Annotated in this window: 8 protein-coding genes; 5 read left to right on the forward strand and 3 right to left on the reverse strand. The window is 29.9% G+C overall.

The genetic code is table 11. The annotated features are described in order from the left end of the window. Positions 1 to 220: 220 nt before the first annotated feature. Entirely contained in the window at positions 221 to 11,083 is a 10,863-nt protein-coding gene (locus tag ACKI5C_RS10565) for a Cna B-type domain-containing protein (protein WP_407433075.1), read from the forward strand. 172 nt (positions 11,084 to 11,255) lie between these two features. Here ACKI5C_RS10565 and ACKI5C_RS10570 read toward each other — a convergent pair whose 3' ends face one another. Beyond that, complete coding sequence (locus ACKI5C_RS10570; protein WP_407433076.1) at positions 11,256 to 11,525, reverse strand: hypothetical protein; 270 nt, start codon at positions 11,523 to 11,525, stop codon at positions 11,256 to 11,258. Positions 11,526 to 11,711: 186 nt separating this feature from the next. Here ACKI5C_RS10570 and ACKI5C_RS10575 point away from each other — a divergent pair, with 186 nt between their 5' ends. Together ACKI5C_RS10575 and ACKI5C_RS10580 are read left to right on the forward strand one after the other, a co-directional pair. After that, a complete protein-coding gene (locus ACKI5C_RS10575; protein WP_407433077.1) occupies positions 11,712 to 13,199 on the forward strand; it encodes a sodium-dependent transporter in 1,488 nt (495 codons plus the stop codon). Between the two features lie 353 nt (positions 13,200 to 13,552). Then, entirely contained in the window at positions 13,553 to 14,398 is an 846-nt protein-coding gene (locus tag ACKI5C_RS10580) for a pyridoxamine kinase (protein WP_407433078.1), read from the forward strand. Positions 14,399 to 14,476: 78 nt separating this feature from the next. On the opposite strand, the gene ACKI5C_RS10585 is transcribed toward ACKI5C_RS10580, so the two are convergent. Further along, positions 14,477 to 15,421, reverse strand: a complete 945-nt coding sequence (locus ACKI5C_RS10585; protein WP_407433079.1) for a phosphatase PAP2 family protein — start codon at positions 15,419 to 15,421, stop codon at positions 14,477 to 14,479. 112 nt (positions 15,422 to 15,533) lie between these two features. On the opposite strand from ACKI5C_RS10585, the gene ACKI5C_RS10590 reads away from it, so the two are divergent. Continuing rightward, a complete protein-coding gene (locus tag ACKI5C_RS10590; protein ID WP_407433080.1) occupies positions 15,534 to 16,520 on the forward strand; it encodes an SAP domain-containing protein in 987 nt (328 codons plus the stop codon). 11 nt (positions 16,521 to 16,531) lie between these two features. Further along, entirely contained in the window at positions 16,532 to 17,347 is an 816-nt protein-coding gene (gene surE / locus ACKI5C_RS10595; RefSeq protein ID WP_407433081.1) for a 5'/3'-nucleotidase SurE, read from the forward strand. Positions 17,348 to 17,351: 4 nt separating this feature from the next. On the opposite strand, the gene ACKI5C_RS10600 is transcribed toward surE, so the two are convergent. Further along, complete coding sequence (locus ACKI5C_RS10600) at positions 17,352 to 17,978, reverse strand: HEAT repeat domain-containing protein (protein WP_407433082.1); 627 nt, start codon at positions 17,976 to 17,978, stop codon at positions 17,352 to 17,354. Positions 17,979 to 18,099: the final 121 nt, after the last annotated feature.

Raw genomic sequence — 18,099 nt, forward strand, 5'->3', positions numbered from 1 at the left:
AAAAGGTAAATTTAAATTAAATAGATATTTTATCTAACGTGTTGGATTTAAAAATGCTATTTGTTTAATAAAATGAATTAATATGTATTTATTTACATTTATCTGGATTTTTAATCCAGGTCGGTGTGATAAACTACGTTTATCATATGTGTAAGTAAAAAATTGTATGATGGGAGGAGATTTTATCAAAAATAAGAAATACAAATCGATATTTTTTATTTTGATATTGTTCTTATTCGTATCTTTGATGGGGGCTGCAAGTGCAGTAGAAGATTCGACGTTGAATAATACGATAGCGACGACATCGGGAGGTGGTGTGTTATCGGTTCCAATGGTCGAATCTGCAGACGTATTGTCTGCTCAAACATATGAAATTTCAGGTTCTTCCTTTGATGATATTCAAAATTTTTTTGATACAACTCAATTAGAATCTGGAGATATTGTTTATTTAGGAAATACAAATTATCGTTCAACATGGCAAGCACAAGAAACAAAATATATTACTCTTAATACTAATGGAATTATTATTAGTGGTGGCAGTTTAGCAAATCCTAATGGTATTTCTACTTTAGATGGAAATGGGGGTAGAATATTTAAATTAAATGCATCTGGAATTACTTTAACAAATATTGAATTTACTAATGCCGGAGATTCTAATGGTGGTGCAATAACTGGTGAGTCATTAGCTACTAATACTATTATTGAAAATTGTAATTTTACTAATAATAAAGGTGCTTGGGGTAATCCAGGTACTGCAATTTACTTAATGGGTTCAAATTCTGAATTTAATAATTGTAATTTCAAGGAAAATTATGTGTCAGGTAGTTTAATTCACACTACTGGTACAACTAATTTTAATAATTGTATTTTTGATAATAATAATGATCCCGGTTGGAGTGTAACCTATCTCATTAATAACGAGGGTATTACTAATATAAATAATTGTAATTTCACAAATAATCATCCTGGAGCTATTTACAGTGCAGGTACTACAAATGTAGTAAATTCAAATTTCACTGATAATGCAGGTGCTGGTATTTACAGTGTTGGTAATGTAGAAATTACTGATTCTGTTTTCAAAGGTTATACTGGTACTCAATATAATAATAAAAATATTGGTGCTGTTTACAGTGGAGGAACAACAACTGTTGAAAATTCTGTTTTTGATAGAAATGCTGCTTCAAATAATGGCTACGGTGGTATTTACAGTGAAGGTGCTACAAATGTAGTAAATTCAAATTTCACTCAAAATACTGGTGGAGCTATTTATAGTGGAGCTAATGCTGAAATTAGTGGTTGTATTATTGCTAATAATAGTGGAACTAATTCAGCAGTTGATGTTTATGGTACTGCTATTATCGATAATTGTAATTTCACTGGTAATGCATTAACTAATAATGATCATGCTGGTGCATTATCAGTAACCGGTGATAATTCTAAAATAACAAATTGTAATTTTGATAATAACAAAGCTGGTTATGGTGCAGCTATTTATAATACTGGTGCAAATTTATTAATTGATAACTGTAACTTCACCAATAATATGTTGACTGTCGCTTACGGTTTTGGTGGTGCAATCCAAAGTACTGGTGTTTCCACTTCTGTTAATAATTCTAAATTTAAAAAGAATGGTGGTGGAGCATCTGGTGGTGCAATTCAAGCTGAATCATCAGGTTTCACTGCATCAAATTGTGAGTTTGAGGAAAATACTGCTAATAATGGTGGTGGCCTCTATATTGGTAATGATGATGCAATCTTAACAAATTGTAATTTCACAAGTAACTCTGCTGCTAATCAAGGTGGAGCTATTTACATTCTTGAAGACTGTTATAATGCTGATATGAGTTATTGTAATTTTAAAGATAATTCTGCTACATCAGGTACAGCTATTTATGCTGCAAATGGTGCTAATGGTAGAGTTTCTAATTGTAATTTTGAAGGTGTCACTGATTTAAGTGTTGATGGTGAATATCCATATTTAAATTTTACTTTAACAATGGATGCCTCAAATATGGTTGTTGGTGATATTGAAGGTAAACCTAGTGGATCTGTTGTTCCACTTGCTGGTGTGGAAATTAAATTAGAAATCCGTAATTCCAATGGAGATTTGGTTGAGACATATACTCAAAATACTGATGATAATGGTCAAATTTCTTATGATTATTCTCATCTTCCTGTTGGAGCATATAAATATAATGCTACTTATTTGGATGGAAAATCTAAAGAAGGTACTTTTGGTACTGTTGAAGTTGAAGGAGACAAATTTTCTGATATTCAAAATGCAATTGATAGTTTAGATTCTGGAGGAGTTATTATTCTCAAAGATATCACTTATCAAAATGATATTGACAATAACATGATTATCGGTAATCCTATTAAAATTATCGGTAATGGTGCTGTTTTAGATGCAGAAGGTGAATCTAGAGTTTTTAATATCAATAGCAATAATGTGTATGTGGAAAATGTTACTTTTATAAACGGTAATGCTGAAAATGGTGGTGCCATTTATATTGGTAATGATTGTCATAATGAAGATATTAACAATTGTACTTTTAAAGGAAATTCTGCTACATCAGGTACTGCAATCTATTGTGAAGGAACCAGTGATGGTAAAGTTTCTGATTGTAATTTTGAAGGAGTTTCTGATTTAAATGTTGATGGAGGATATCCTGAGTTAACTTTAACTTTAGCGACAGATTTGTCAAATGCTGTTGTTGGTAATATTGAAGGAAAACCAAGCGGTACTATTCCTTTAGTTGATGAGGAAATTAAATTAGACATTTATGATTCTAATGGAGATTATGTTGAGACCTTTACTGATACAACTGATAGTAATGGTCAAATTGTCTATAATTATGCTCATCTTCCTCTTGACACCTATAAATATAATGCTACCTATTTGGATGGAAAATCTAAAGAAGGTACATTTGGTGTTGTCATAGTTGAAGGTAATGGATTTTCAGATATCCAAAATGCAATTGATAATGCAGATCCAGGAACAGTTCTCGTTCTAAAAAATATCACATATTTAAATGATATTGATGGGAATATGGATATTGATAAATCTATCACAATTATAGGTAATGGTGCTGTTTTAGATGCAGAAGGCAAATCTAGAATATTTGATATTCACAGCAGCAATGTTAATTTGGATAATATCAGTTTTATTAATGGTGTTGCTAACGATGGTGGTGCTGTTTATATTGCTGATGGCTCTAATAATATTGACATTTATAATTCAACATTTTCAAATAATGCTGCATCCAATGATGGTGGTGCAATATTTATACAACATAATACCTATGCATTAAACTTCAATAATGTAACTTTCACCGAAAATACTGCTGGAAGAGGTGGAGGAGGAGTAAAAAGTTATTCCACTGGAAGTGGTGTTAATTTTGATAACTGTTCCTTCATTAAAAACAATGCTACTGGTGATGCTGGTGGTACAGACAGTGAATTTGGTGGTGGAGGATTATGGTGTTATAATACTGTAACTCATATAACAAATTGTACTTTTGATTCAAATAGAGGAAGCTACGGTGGTGCTTTAAGAGGTGCTGTTAATGTTAAAGATTCTGAAATGAAACATAATGTTGCTTTCAATGGAAATGGTGGTGCTATTGACTTAACCATGGAAGGAAGTATTAAACCGGAACTTTACATTGAAGACACTAAATTCATTAATAACACTGCTACCGATACACTTCCTGAAGGTCATGTCTATACTGAAGATGATGTTGTATCCCAAGGTGGTGCGGTTCACGTTTATGATATAGACAAAGTAGAAATGTATGGTTGTGAATTATATAACAATTCTGCAAAATATAGGGGTGGAGGTCTCGACTTCTATATTTTAAGGGAAGGTTATGTAGAAAATTGTACTTATGAAAACAACACTGCTATAGTTGGTGGTGGAACATATATTATGGGTGATAAAAGCAGATATTTCAAAGGTAATTTCACAAATATCGTTGCTTCTCATAATAATGCAACACAAGACGGTGGAGCATTTTATATTGAAGGAAGTAACGGTGAAGGAAGTTATGTTGCTTTTGATAATGTTACATCAAATCATAATATCGCTTCAAGAGGAGGTTCCACTTATATTTTATGTAGTGATGTTTTAATCATGAATTCCACCTTTAATGACAATGAAGCTTTCTATGATGGAAGTTTAGAAGATTCAGGTACTGGTGGTGCAATTCATATTCATGGTAACAATGTTAATTTGATTAACATTACCTCTAATAATAATGATGCTTATCGTGGAGGATCCACATTCATTCGTGGAGCAAATACAAATGTTGAAAATTCAACTTTTGATAACAATAAAGCTACATTAAATGGTGGTGGATTGAATATTGGAGGAGATTACTGTACAATTACTAATGTGGATTCATCTGAAAATGAAGCCGGCAAATATGGTGGTGGTATATATGTTGATGGTGATACATGTACCATTACTAATGTGACTGCAGATAATAACACTGCTGATGATTCTGGTGGTGGAATATATGTAGATGGTGATAATTGTAAGGTTATGAATGCTGAAATTTCTGATTGTGAAGCATCAATGTTCGGTGGTGCAATAGCTATTTCTGGAAATAATAACAGATTTACAAATATTACATCTATGAATAATGAAGCTATGTCTGGAGGTTCTGTATATATCGATGGTAATGATGCTACTATTGAAAATAGTACATTCTCTGAAAACACTGCTATTTATGGCGGTGCAATTAGTATTACAGGGGATAACTGTAAATTTATTTACAATAACATTACTGATAACCATGCAGACGGCGATTCATCTTTCAACCCTGCAGGTGGAGGAGTATATGTTGAGGGAAAAAATACTAACTTTACCCATAATAACATATCCTCAAATAGTGCATTTGCAAATGGTGGTGGAATATTTACCAATGGTGAATATTTATATATTGAAGATTTATATGCTGAGAATAATACTGCTCAAAATGGTGGTTTTGCAGCTATTAGTGATGCAAAAGATTTAATAGTTAAAGATTCTACCTTTATCAGTAATCATGCTAATGGTGATATTAACATGAATAGGGGTGAAGGTGGTGTTTTCCATATTTTTAATTCTCAGAATGCAGAAATTGAGGGAAAATTTTATAATAATACTGGAACTAATGGTTCTTCAATATATGTACAAAACTCTACATTAAGAATTCATGACTCACATTTCGCTGATAACCAAGCATATTCATATTGGTTACCAATTACTCCTGAAAATAACACTAAATTCAATCAAACTGATAATATAGGTATTAGTGTTAGACTTCGAGGAGGAGATAATATTGCTAATGCTATCCATAATAGGGATGGTAAAAGTGATATTTTAGTTAACAATATTACTTATCTATTTTATACTGTAGATGGAGAAGTAATTAATAAAACAACCCCAAATAGAGATATGGCTCCTGTTGTCGGTCCTAATCCTGATGATATATACATTTATGATTTCGAAAACAATCAAGTAATCACATTGGTTCTTTACAATGGAACTGGTAATTTCATTTACAATGAAACTACTGGTGAATATGATTACAATGGAACAGGTGTAGAAATAGCAAGATTTGAATATGGTGCAAGTGGTACAAACCAGTATAACATTAATAAAACTGATATCAATGGTACAATTAATGTAGTACTCAATAACTTTTTGGGTATTCTTGATACTGGAAATTATACAATTTGTGCAATATATAGAGAAAGTAGCTATTATACTGCAATTTTCAACTACACTACATTTGAAGTAGTAAATGAGTTGGTTAAAAAGTTAACAGTTAACAATTCAGTTCTTTTAGGAGATAATGTTGATTTTGTAGTTGTTGTAAATAACACTAATAATTTCACTTTGCATAATGTTACTATTACTGAAATCTTTAATTCTAATGAATTAGAGTATATTAGTCATACAAATTCAGACGTATGGATTAAAAATGGTAATGTTTTCACTTATAAAGGTGAATTGAAAACAAATGAAAGTGCAAACTTTACAATTACATTTAAAACATTAAAATTAGGTACTATAGTTAACACAGTTAATTTAACTACTAATGAAACAGGAAATAGATCATTCATTACAAGAAACAAAACTTTGGTTTATAACTTACTTGAAAAGTTAACAGTAAATCAAACTGTTGTTCTTGGTGAAAATGTTGATTTTGTTGTCATTGTAAATAACAAAAATAATTTCACTTTGCATAATATTACTATTACTGAAATCTTTAATTCCACTGAATTGGTGTATGTTAATCATACTAATATGGATATGTGGGTTAAAGAAGGTGATGTTTTCAAGTATAATGGTGATTTAGCAGCTAATCAAAGTGCTAACTTTACTATTACTTTTAAAACATTAAAAGTAGGTACTTTAATTAATACAGTTAATTTAACTACTAATGAAACTGGAAGCAGAATTATTAATGCCTCCAATATTACTGTAGTTTACAATTTACTTAAAAAGTTAACTGTAAATAAAACTGTTATTCTTGGTGAAAACGTAAGTTTTGTTGTTATTGTAAATAACACTAATAATTTCACTTTGCATAATGTTACTATTACTGAAATCTTTAATTCCACTGAATTAAGCTATGTTGGTCATACCAATAATGCAACATGGATTAAAGAAGGTAATGTTTTCAAATATAATGGTGAATTAGGTGTAAATCAGAGTGCTAGCTTTACTATTACTTTTAAAACATTGGTGAATGGTACTATAATTAACACAGTTAATTTAACAACCAATGAAACAAAAGAAAAAGTATTTACGGCAAACAACAATACAACAGTTTACAAACCAAACATGACTGTTCAAAAAATAACATTAAATGAAACTGTAAATCTTGGTGAAAACGTTTCATTCATAATTGTTGTTACTAACACTGGAGACTGTAATTTAACCAATATTAAAATTACTGAGATATTTAATTCTACTGAGTTAGAGTTTAAAGATTGGACTAATAAGGATAAATGGTCAAAATCTGGTGATGTTTTCATTTATAATGGTATTTTAAGTGTTGATTCTAGCATAAGCTTTACTGTTGTCTTTAAGACATTGGTAAATGGTACTTTAATCAATACTGTAAATGCTACATCTAATGAGACAGATAACAAAACTTCTAACAATAAAACTAATGTTTATAGTACTGAAGTAAATGTTACTAAAGTTTGGAACGATTCTGATGATCAAGATGGTATTAGACCTAATAATGTGACTATTCAGTTATTGGCTGATGGTGTTAAAGTTAATGAGACCATGTTAAATGCTACTAAAGGATGGAAGTTTACTTTTGGTAATTTACCTGTTTATAAAGAAGGTCAGAAAATTGTTTATTCAATTGAAGAGCTTGATGTTGCAGGTTATACTAAAGAGATAACTAATGTTGGTAATAATTATACTGTTACTAATACTCATGAGGTTAATCTTACTGAAATTAATGTTACAAAAGTCTGGAACGATGAAAATGACTATGATCATATCAGACCTAATAATGTAACAGTTTACTTATTGGCTGATGGTGTTAAAGTTAACGAAACCATGTTAAATGCTACTAAAGGTTGGAAGTTTACTTTCGGTAATTTGCCGGTTAATAAGAATGGTTTAGCAATTAATTATACAATAGTTGAACTTGCTGTAGAGGATTATAATACTACAATTAGTTATAATTCTTCTGAAATTACAATAATTAATTCTCACATTCGTCCAAATATGACTGTTGATAAATTTACTATTGATAAAGTTGTATTTGTTGGAGATAATGTTACTTTCATGATTGTTGTTACAAACACTGGTAATTGTAATCTGTCTGATGTTAAAATTACAGAAATCTATAATTCTAATGAATTAACTTTGTTGAATATTAAAGATAAAGAAGGTAAATGGTCTAGATCTGGTGATATTTTCAGTTATAATGGTAATTTAACTGCTGGTCAAAGTACTAATTTTACTATCTTCTTTAAGACTTTGGTGAATGGTACTTTAATTAATACAGTTAATGCATCAAGTAATGAAACTGATAATAAAACTGCTAATAATAATACTACAGTTTATAATCCTGATATGACCGTCGAGAAAATAGCATTAAATACTACAGTTTACGTTGGTGACAATATTTACTTCATGATTGTTGTAACCAATACTGGTGACTGTGATTTAAGTGATGTTGTTGTTACTGAAATTTATAATGCTAATGAGTTGACTTTAGTTGATTTCGATAATAAGTCTCTTTGGTCTATGTCTGGTGATGTTTTCACTTATAATGGTGTTTTAGCTCCTAATGAGAGTGCTAACTTTACTGTTTGGTTTACTACTTTGGTAAATGGTACTTTAATTAACACAATTAATGCATCAAGTAATGAGACAGATAACAAATCCGCAAACAACACTACGGTTGTTAAAAATAATTTATGTGATGTCGAAATCAAAAAACTTGTAAATGCTTCAAATGTATATGTAAATGACTTTGTTGAATGGACTATTGTTGTTGTAAATAAAGGCCCTATAACTGCTGAAGATGTAGTTGTTGAAGACATGTTGCCTAATGGAATCATAATAACTTACAGCTCTCATTCTTATGAGCAAAAAGGTAATAATATAATTTGGAAACTTGGCGATTTAAAAGCAAATGATCCAATAAATATTGTATTAATTACTCAAGTTATTAGTGAAGGCAGAAAAGATAATTTCGTTGTTGTCAATACAACTACTAATGAATCCAGAACAGATAATAATAAAGCAAATAACACAACATTTGTAAATCCAATTTGTGATTTAATAATTAACAAGACTGTTAACGCTTCTGAAGTTTATGTTAATGATTCTGTTGAATGGGTTATTTCTGTGATTAATGTTGGCTCAAGTACTGCTCAAAATGTTTATGTTAAAGACTTCTTGCCTGAAGGTGTTGTGATTACAAGTTTCATTCCTCCTTCTCAAGGTAGTTTTGATGAAAAAACTAGGATTTGGGAGATTGGTGAGTTAAGATCAAACGAATCTGTTTCCCTTGTTTTGGTTACTAAAATATTAAGAAACGGTACTATTACCAATATTGTTGTTGTAAATACCACTACTAACGAATCAAATAAAACAAACAATGAGGCAAATAATACTACTGTTGCTAACTCTATTTGCGATTTAATCATTAACAAAACAGTTAATGCTTCATCTGTCTGCGTTGGAGACAATGTGGAATGGACTATTAATGTTGTTAATGTCGGTCCTTCTACCGCTTTGGATGTTATAGTTAAAGACGCTCTTCCTGAGGGTGTTGTAATTATTAGTTCATATACAGCTGATGGTAGATTTGATGAAAAAACTAGGATTTGGGAGATTGGTGAGTTAAGATCAAACGAATCTGTTTCCCTTGTTTTGGTTACTAAAATCTTAATTGAAGGAGTTAAAACAAATATTGTTACTGTGAATACTAGTACTTATGAACCAAATAAAACTAACAATGAAGCAAATAACACAACTGTTGCAAATCCAATTTGTGATTTAGAAATTACTAAAATTGTTAATAGCTCTATTGTTTATGTCGATGATTTGGTAGTTTGGACAATTGAGGTTGTAAATCATGGCCCAAGTACAGCTAAAGATGTAAAAGTTTATGATATATTGCCTGATGGTCTTAAATTAGTAAAAGTTAATCCATCTATTGGAACTTATGCTAATGGAATTTGGACTATTGGTGATTTAAATGTAAATAATACTGTATCTTTAGAATTAACTACTCAAGCAGAAAAATTAGGCATTATTACAAACATTGCTGTTGTAAACACAACAACTCCAGATTCAAATGAATCAAACAACAAAGCAAACAATACTACTGAAGTAATTCCGGTTTGTGATTTGGAAATTACTAAACTTGTTAACCAATCTAGTGTTAATGTAACTGATTTGGTTGTTTGGACAATTGAGGTTGTAAATCATGGCCCAAGTACAGCTAAAGATGTAAAAGTTTATGATATATTGCCTGATGGTCTTAAATTGGTAAAAGTTAATCCATCTATTGGAACTTATGCTAATGGAATTTGGGCTATTGGTGATTTAAATGTAAATAATACTGTATCTTTAGAATTAATTACTCAGGCTATTAAAGTAGGTAATATTACAAACATTGCTGTTGTAAACACAACTACTCATGATACAAATCACTCAAACAACAAAGCAAACAATACTACTGAAGTAATTCCGGTTTGTGATTTAACAATCATTAAACTTGTTAGCTCTAAAAAAGCCTTTGTAGGTGAAGAATTAGTCTGGACAATTAGGGTAACTAATCTTGGTCCAAGTGCTGCAGTTGATGTAACTGTTTTAGAAGATATTCCAAGTTCATTAAAATTAATTAATGCTGATGCTTCTAAAGGTACATATAACTGGAATACAAACATTTGGTCAATAGATAGACTTGAATCAGGGTCTAGTGAAACACTTACAATTAGAACTTTAGTTTTAAGTGTAGGAAATATTACAAATCCTGTTGAAGTTAGTTCAACTACACCAGATTCAAATAAATCAAATAATAAAGCTAACAATACAACTGAAGCTTTCGCTATTGTTGATTTAGAAGTTAAAAAAGTTTCTGACAAAAATAAATATCATGTAAATGATACTATCTGCTGGACAATCACTGTTATAAATCATGGTCCATGTGATGCTCATGATGTTGTTGCAATTGATGTATTGCCATCTACTGTTAACTTCACATCATATTATGCATCTAAAGGATCTTACAATGTAACTAGTGGTAAATGGACTATTGGTGATTTGGCCAATGGTGAAAGTGTAACTTTAACAATATATTGTGTTGCACTTGTTGAAGGATTTATTACAAATTATGTAAATGTCACATGTAAGGAACCTGATAGTAATTTAGATAATAATTATGCTAACTCTACTGTCGAAATCGTTAATGAGACAAATAATTCTACAACTCCAGAACATCCAGTCGAACCTGTCAAATTAAAAGCTTCTGGAAATCCAATAACATATCTTTTAGTTGTTATTTTTGTATTATTTGGTAGTTTTTGGGCGAGAAACAGGAAAGAATAATATCGAATAAACATATAACTAGATTATATATCTAGTTATTTTTTCCTTTTTTTATTTTTTTGGTGACAATTTTTTACGCAATATGTCTTTTTTTATTTGTTTATGATGTTTAAAGAAAAATAAGTTTATTCAATTAATTTTTAAATTTTAATTTTAAATGTAAAATAAAAAATTATAAATGAATTATGAATCCATTTGATTTAAATATGTTAGTTAGATTCAAAATTCCATTTAATATGAATGAATCAATAGTAAAATTATTTTTTGAGTAATTATAATCATGATTAGTATATTTGTTCGGTGAATAGTGGGTTGGTACTTTAATTATATCATTCGGGTTATTATCTGAATCATTGTTCGTATTCACATCTTGTGCTACAACAGACGAAGTAGCAAATAAAAATCCTATAACCAGTAAAGTTAAAATCATTTTAAAATTCATTTTTTCACTCCTTTATGATATATTGACTTATAATATTAATAAACATCATATTTAAAGTTTTTTGAATGTAAGTGCTTACTTACATTCTAAATGTAGTTTAACAAAAGAAGAATAAACATTCATCAAAACAAACATATTTAATACATTAATTATATATAAAAACATATCGAATTTAGGTATAATATCATGTCTAGTGAAAATCAGTGGGGAAGTCCATTATCATTTGTCCTTGCAATGATAGGATCTGCTGTTGGACTTGGAAATATATGGAGATATCCGTATGTACTTTACTCCAGTGGTGGAGGTGCATTTTTCATTCCATATATAATAGCAATTCTAGTAATGGGTATTCCTGTTTTGATAATGGAATATGGAATCGGACTTAAATTCAGGTCTTCTTTTACAAAAACTATAACAAAAATTGATTCCAGGTGGCAATTTTTAGGCTGGTTAATTCCAGTATCCTTATTGATGATAATGATTTATTATTCAAGTATTCTGGGTATTGATATAATTTATATTTTTTTAAGCTTTTTTAAAAGCTGGGGTACTAATCCCGGATTTTACTTTCAAAATACGCTCATGCAGTCTTCAGACAGTTTCATGGGAATATTGAATTTCATTCCAATACTCGCTGTTGCCATTCTCATCGGATGGATACTTGTTTGGTTTATATCCCATAAGGATTTGGAATCCGGTTTGGGAAAAGTATCTAGAATATTTGTTCCTTTGTTATTTTTTATCATGATTGGAATAGTTATTTTTTCACTTACCTTGCCTGGAGCTTCAATCGGTCTTTCTGAATTATATAATCCTGACTGGTCACTTTTATTCAATTTCAACGTATGGATGCTGGCATTTGGCCAAATCATTTTCTCTTTGAATATCGGATTGTCCGGTACGGTAACTTTTGCCAGTTATCTTAAGGAAGATGTTGATATTATATCCAATACATTTATAATAGCTTTAGCAAATTCAATTTTTGAAAATATTGCTGCAATTGGTGTTTTTTCAATTTTAGGTTACATGTCCTTACAGACAGCAACGCCTATTCCAAATCTTATAGATCAGGGAACCGGACTGATTTTCGTAACATATCCAACAATATTAAATATTTTAGGTCAGTGGGCTTATTTTATCGGACCACTATTCTTTATAACAATTTATATTGCAGGAATTACCAGTATTCTGTCTATGATTGAACCGATATCATTTTCAATTCAGAATAAATTTTCTATATCCCGTAAAAAAACTGTAACTATTTTATGTATTATTGGTGCTTTTACATCTATGATTTTTGCAACTTCATTCGGCGGTGCATTACTTGAGAATATTGATTCATATGTAAATCAAATTTCAGGACTGTTTTGTATAGTTTTAGAATGTATACTCTTTGCTTGGATATATAAAGCTGAAAATTTAGTCGATTTCTTAAATTCAAGATCCAGGTATATAAAAATTGGCAGAACATGGTTATTTATAGTAAAATATGTCTTACCATTTTTCATCATGATAATTTGGATTGGTGGAATGTTAACTGTATTCAATACATATTCATTGGATAAAATAATCATTACAATTTCCACTGCTTTGGTGCTCTTTGCAGTCTCATTATATCTAACGCTTAAAAAACCAACTAATCCTGGTTGGGATGAAGTGGATGAAAGGGTTTAATTTTCATGTGGAGATATACATCTGAATTTAATAATTGTATTAAAAATAATGTATCTTGTCATTTAATGGATTAATGTGCAATATTTTATAATGATTCTGGGATATGATATCATTTAATCGTAGTTGAAATAAATATAATTGATGGGATATTCTAATGTGATTATTAATTTCTTATATGTGGCTTCTGTGTGAGGTAGTGTAATTAAAAAAATATAGGAATGGTTGATTTTTTTTGGACTATTTTAAAAAAAATCATATTAATTAATGAACATAATTGTACTACAAAGCTTTTTATATTATATTATATAAATTATTATAATATATTTTATGAATAAATTTTATAAGTTGAGAAAATGGATGAATCAATAAAAATATTAACTATACAGGACATTTCATGTTTTGGACAATGTTCCATAACAGTTGCACTTCCGGTAGTATCTGCTTTTGGAATAGAAACTGCAGTTCTTCCTTCTGCTGTTTTATCCACACATACTTCAGGATTTACTGATTTTACTGTTAGGGATTTAACAGAAGACCTCCCTGCTATTAAAAAACATTGGGAAAAAGAAGGAATATATTTTGATGCAATATATACAGGTTTTATTGCGTCAATGGAACAATTGGATTATATTAAAGATATTATAAACTCAAGATTAAAGCCTGGCGGACTTGTATTTGTTGATCCGGCCATGGCAGATCACGGTGAATTTTATAACGGATTCGACCAGGAATTCGCTGATAAGATGGGTGAACTTTGTAAATTGGGGGATTATATTCTTCCAAATACTACTGAAGCCTGTTTTATATTGCATAAACCATGGAAAGAAGAATTTACTAAAGATGAAATGATTGAAATGGCAGAAGAACTTTCTGCATTCACCAAAAGATATGTTATCCTGAAAGGAGATACGCATAAGGAAAATAAACTGGGCATGCTTGTTTTGGATAAGGCAGAATCTAGTCTGGAATTTGTCTATAACGATAAGATTGATTATGTATCTCACGGAACAGGTGATGTTTTTGCTTCAGCCTTTGTAGGATCAACCATGGTTGGCAAATCCCCTTGCTCTGCTGCAAGAATTGCCGGTGAATTCACTAAGAAATCTATTGAAAAAACTATTGGTGATGAGAATCACACTTATGGAGTTAAATTCGAACAGGTGATTCTTGAATTAAATGATTTATTGGAATCATTTTAAATTATTTTTTTAAAAATAGCTTTAAAATTGAAGTTGAATTTTTCTGTTAAACACAGGAAAACTCAAATCAATTTATTATTAACTTTTTTTGCGATTCTGGAAAAATTTGATTATTGCAGGATATATTAAAACTACAAATGCCATTATCAAAACATATTTTAAAATGCCTCCGATTTGGGTTTTTCCAAATAATGGCAATATTACATATATGATAAATTCCAGAGAGATATAACCGCATATGCATCTTAGTACTTTTGTTTGTGTATCGCCGTCAGTTGAAAACTTAACCAATCTTCTTTCAATCGGCCAGGTTAAAAATACACCTACAGCCAATCCAGCATATTCAAATGTATCAATGGCCATTATTGCAGGATCAACAATTAATCTGCCCGCAGTATCATAATCCAGAGGATATGATTTTGTCACTGTAAACACTAATACTAAAATTGAAATTAAAATTCCAACTACAGAAATAATAATGTCCAGATTAGGCTTTTCCTCAAGCTTATCGAATAATTTGGAAAAGATTATTAAAACTATAAATGTAAAAATTATAGCAAAAATCACGTCTAATACTGAATGTACTCCTAAATAGTTACGACTAAACCCTACAAGTATTAAACAACAGATTAAAACAATTTTTAAAGCTTTGGATAAGTTTCCCTTTATTGCAGCTCCACCAAAGAGTGTTGTCGCCACGGTTGTGTGTCCGCTTGGAAAGGAATATCCTGTAGCGCCGGCAATTGCCTCTTTTACAGGATGTATTCTGGAATCAAGAATCCATGGGCGGTATATGCAGGCTGTAATTTTTGCAAGTCCATTAACTAAAGCAGCACCTGCTAAAGATATAAGAATATATTCTCCTAATTTTTTGTCTAAACACCAATATACTATGGCTATTAGTGGTATGATTATCATGTCTAGTCCGAAAAGGGAACATGTTACAAAAAATGAGTCAAAAATTCCTCCAGTAATTTCTCTTAAAAATTGAAGAAACAACAACGGATCAATAAATATGTTCATGATATCGCCTCTGTTAAAATATTTAATTTTTCTCATTTTTGTAGTTTTGGAATTCTTTAATTGAGAAGTTAGTTATCTTTAATAAGCATGATTAATAAAATTATCATTAGTTATGTCCAATAATAATATTTACTCTGAAAGGTATTCCCTTAAATACCAAAATGATGTGCCTGAGAATTATAATATTTCAAAATTACAATTTACTTTTGATTTCATTTATCTTATTTTAAAGCGTAATGCTTCTATTAATGAAGCTGTTGATAATGTTTCCAAAAATTATGCATTATCTGAAGAGTATTTAATGGACTATCTGATTGAAAACAGGTATATTCTAAATAATGCCAATATGAATTCAATTTCAATGCAGCTTAAGAAGTACAATACAAAAAGCTTAAAGAAAATTCTAAAAAAGCACGGCATAAAAACTTCAGGAAAAAGAGAAAGGATAGAAAAGAGAATATTGGATAATAAACTGCTTGGAAATAATTATTATCTGTCTTCTAAATCGAAAATATTTTATAAAAATAAAAAAAGAAGGATTAAAATATTTAATGAATATTTATCCCAATATTATTATTTTGATGAATACAATGAGTTTTATATGGGTAATTATAGAAAAAAAGAAGCTAATATTCCTATTGAATTTATTAATCTGCATATTGGTAAATCTATTGAAGATAAAAATCATGAGAGATACATTTCCAACAATGAAATAATGGCTAAACATTTTCTTAAAAAAGAGAATTATAAAAAAATGCTTGGATATGTCTTAAATAATTATTGTATGGATTTAAATCCGATATGGAAAATTGATGAATTGAAACAACATTGTGGGATTAAAAAGAACACTTATGATTATTTATTGTTATTGCAAGAAAAATTAAGCAAAAATATTGTTATTAATGCTTTTTATCCTATATGGGATTCCTTTGACTTTGATAGGATAATTGTTTCAAAATATGATGGTTATAAATATTTGAAGGACATACTAAATTTTAAGGATTATGATAAGATTAATGAAGCTTTACAAAATCGTTTTTATCTAAATGATGATTTGAATATTAAGAAAATCACTCAGAAAACATTATTTGATTTTTAGGTTTTGATAGTATGAATATTTTGATATCCAATGATGATGGAGTTTTTGCACCTGGAATATTGGCTGCAAAAGAAGCTGTTGAAGATTTGGCAAATGTCTTTGTTGTAGCTCCTGATAAAAATAACAGCAGTGTAGGGCGCCGTATAACATTATTCAAACATTTAAAAATTGATTCTTTTGAACTTGAAGATGGAAGTCCAGCTTATTCTGTTTCCGGAACTCCTGCAGACTGCGTAATTGTCGGTGCAAATTATGTTATGGACGAAAAACCTGATTTGGTAATTACAGGAATTAATGCAGGCATTAACATAAGTTGTGATGTGACTTCATCAGGTACAGTATGTGCTGCTTTTGAAGCTGTCAGTTTGGGTATTCCTGCAATTGCTGTTTCTCTATTTATGGATCCAAAAACTTCTTATAAGCGGGACGAAAATGGGGAATGGTATATTGATTATGATTTTACTTTAGCAAAAAAGGTTCTCCATGATCTTGTTTTAAAGATAATGGATAAAGGATTTCCCGATGATGTTGATTTGTTTAATTTAAATGTTCCATCAAATTATAATTCAGAAGATGTTAAGATAACTTATTTATCACACAGAATGCTGGATAAAGGAGTAATCGATAATACTGATGAAGAACAAAAGGAAATATTTAATTATCCTTTAGATGAAAATCAGGAAAGTGATGATTTGATAATGATTACATCTAATCTTATAAACGAATATGAAGAAGGAAGTGATGGATATGCTCTTTTTGTAGATAAATGTCCAAGTTTAACTCCTCTTAAAGTTAACATGACTTTTAAAGACTTTAAAGATTGGTGAAAGATTATTTTTCACTTTCTTTCAAGGCTTTTTTTGTAATTCGAACTGCACCTGCACTATGGATGCGGACAGTTGGATTTTCATCATTTGCTGCTATCCATTCAAGTTTTTCTAAATAGGGTTTTACATATTCCGGTTTTCTTTTTCCAATTACTCTAAACATTTCAGGTGCTTCTATCCTAACTTTTTGACTAGAATCTGAAATCATTTCATGAAATATTTCAAGTTTTTCACAAAATAGCTCAGGAGCATTTGTTGCTATATTTTCACAGGCCCAAATGAATGCATGTCTGACGTTTTCAGATTCATCATATCTCATTTTCATCAGCTTATCCAAATAAGGAATGATGGGATTTTTAACTGCTCTACCTATTCTTCCAATTGCATTTACGGACCTTTCTCGCAATTTTGGATTATCATCATCCAAATAGCTGATGATATCTTCAACATGACATTCTATTTCAATCGGGTATCTTAATCCCATTTCTCCAAGAAGCCATAATGATTTTGCTTTAACTGCAATGGAGTAATCTTCATTCAATTTTTCTGCAACATTATCAATATTTGTTTTCCATGCTTCCTTATTCCGGGTCAGGTTTTTCAATTCGTTTAAAACAGCTTTTTCATTCATATAATTTGTCCTTTAATAATATTTGAATTTCAATCAATATATTTATCTTTATTATATTAATATTTTAATTAAAATATTATATTTACATATCTTCTTTACAAAAATTACATTATTTTATATA

The organism is Methanobrevibacter sp. (assembly GCF_045646045.1).
GTDB lineage: Archaea > Methanobacteriota > Methanobacteria > Methanobacteriales > Methanobacteriaceae > Methanocatella.

Bases quoted from the DNA above. Each gene is read 5' to 3' on its own strand.
- ACKI5C_RS10580 (WP_407433078.1), top strand. From the start codon at position 13,553: ATGGATGAATCAATAAAAATATTAACTATACAGGACATTTCATGTTTT.
- ACKI5C_RS10590 (WP_407433080.1), top strand. From the start codon at position 15,534: ATGTCCAATAATAATATTTACTCTGAAAGGTATTCCCTTAAATACCAA.
- ACKI5C_RS10570 (WP_407433076.1), bottom strand. From the start codon at position 11,525: ATGAATTTTAAAATGATTTTAACTTTACTGGTTATAGGATTTTTATTT.
- surE (WP_407433081.1), top strand. From the start codon at position 16,532: ATGAATATTTTGATATCCAATGATGATGGAGTTTTTGCACCTGGAATA.
- ACKI5C_RS10575 (WP_407433077.1), top strand. From the start codon at position 11,712: ATGTCTAGTGAAAATCAGTGGGGAAGTCCATTATCATTTGTCCTTGCA.
- ACKI5C_RS10585 (WP_407433079.1), bottom strand. From the start codon at position 15,421: ATGAACATATTTATTGATCCGTTGTTGTTTCTTCAATTTTTAAGAGAA.
- ACKI5C_RS10600 (WP_407433082.1), bottom strand. From the start codon at position 17,978: ATGAATGAAAAAGCTGTTTTAAACGAATTGAAAAACCTGACCCGGAAT.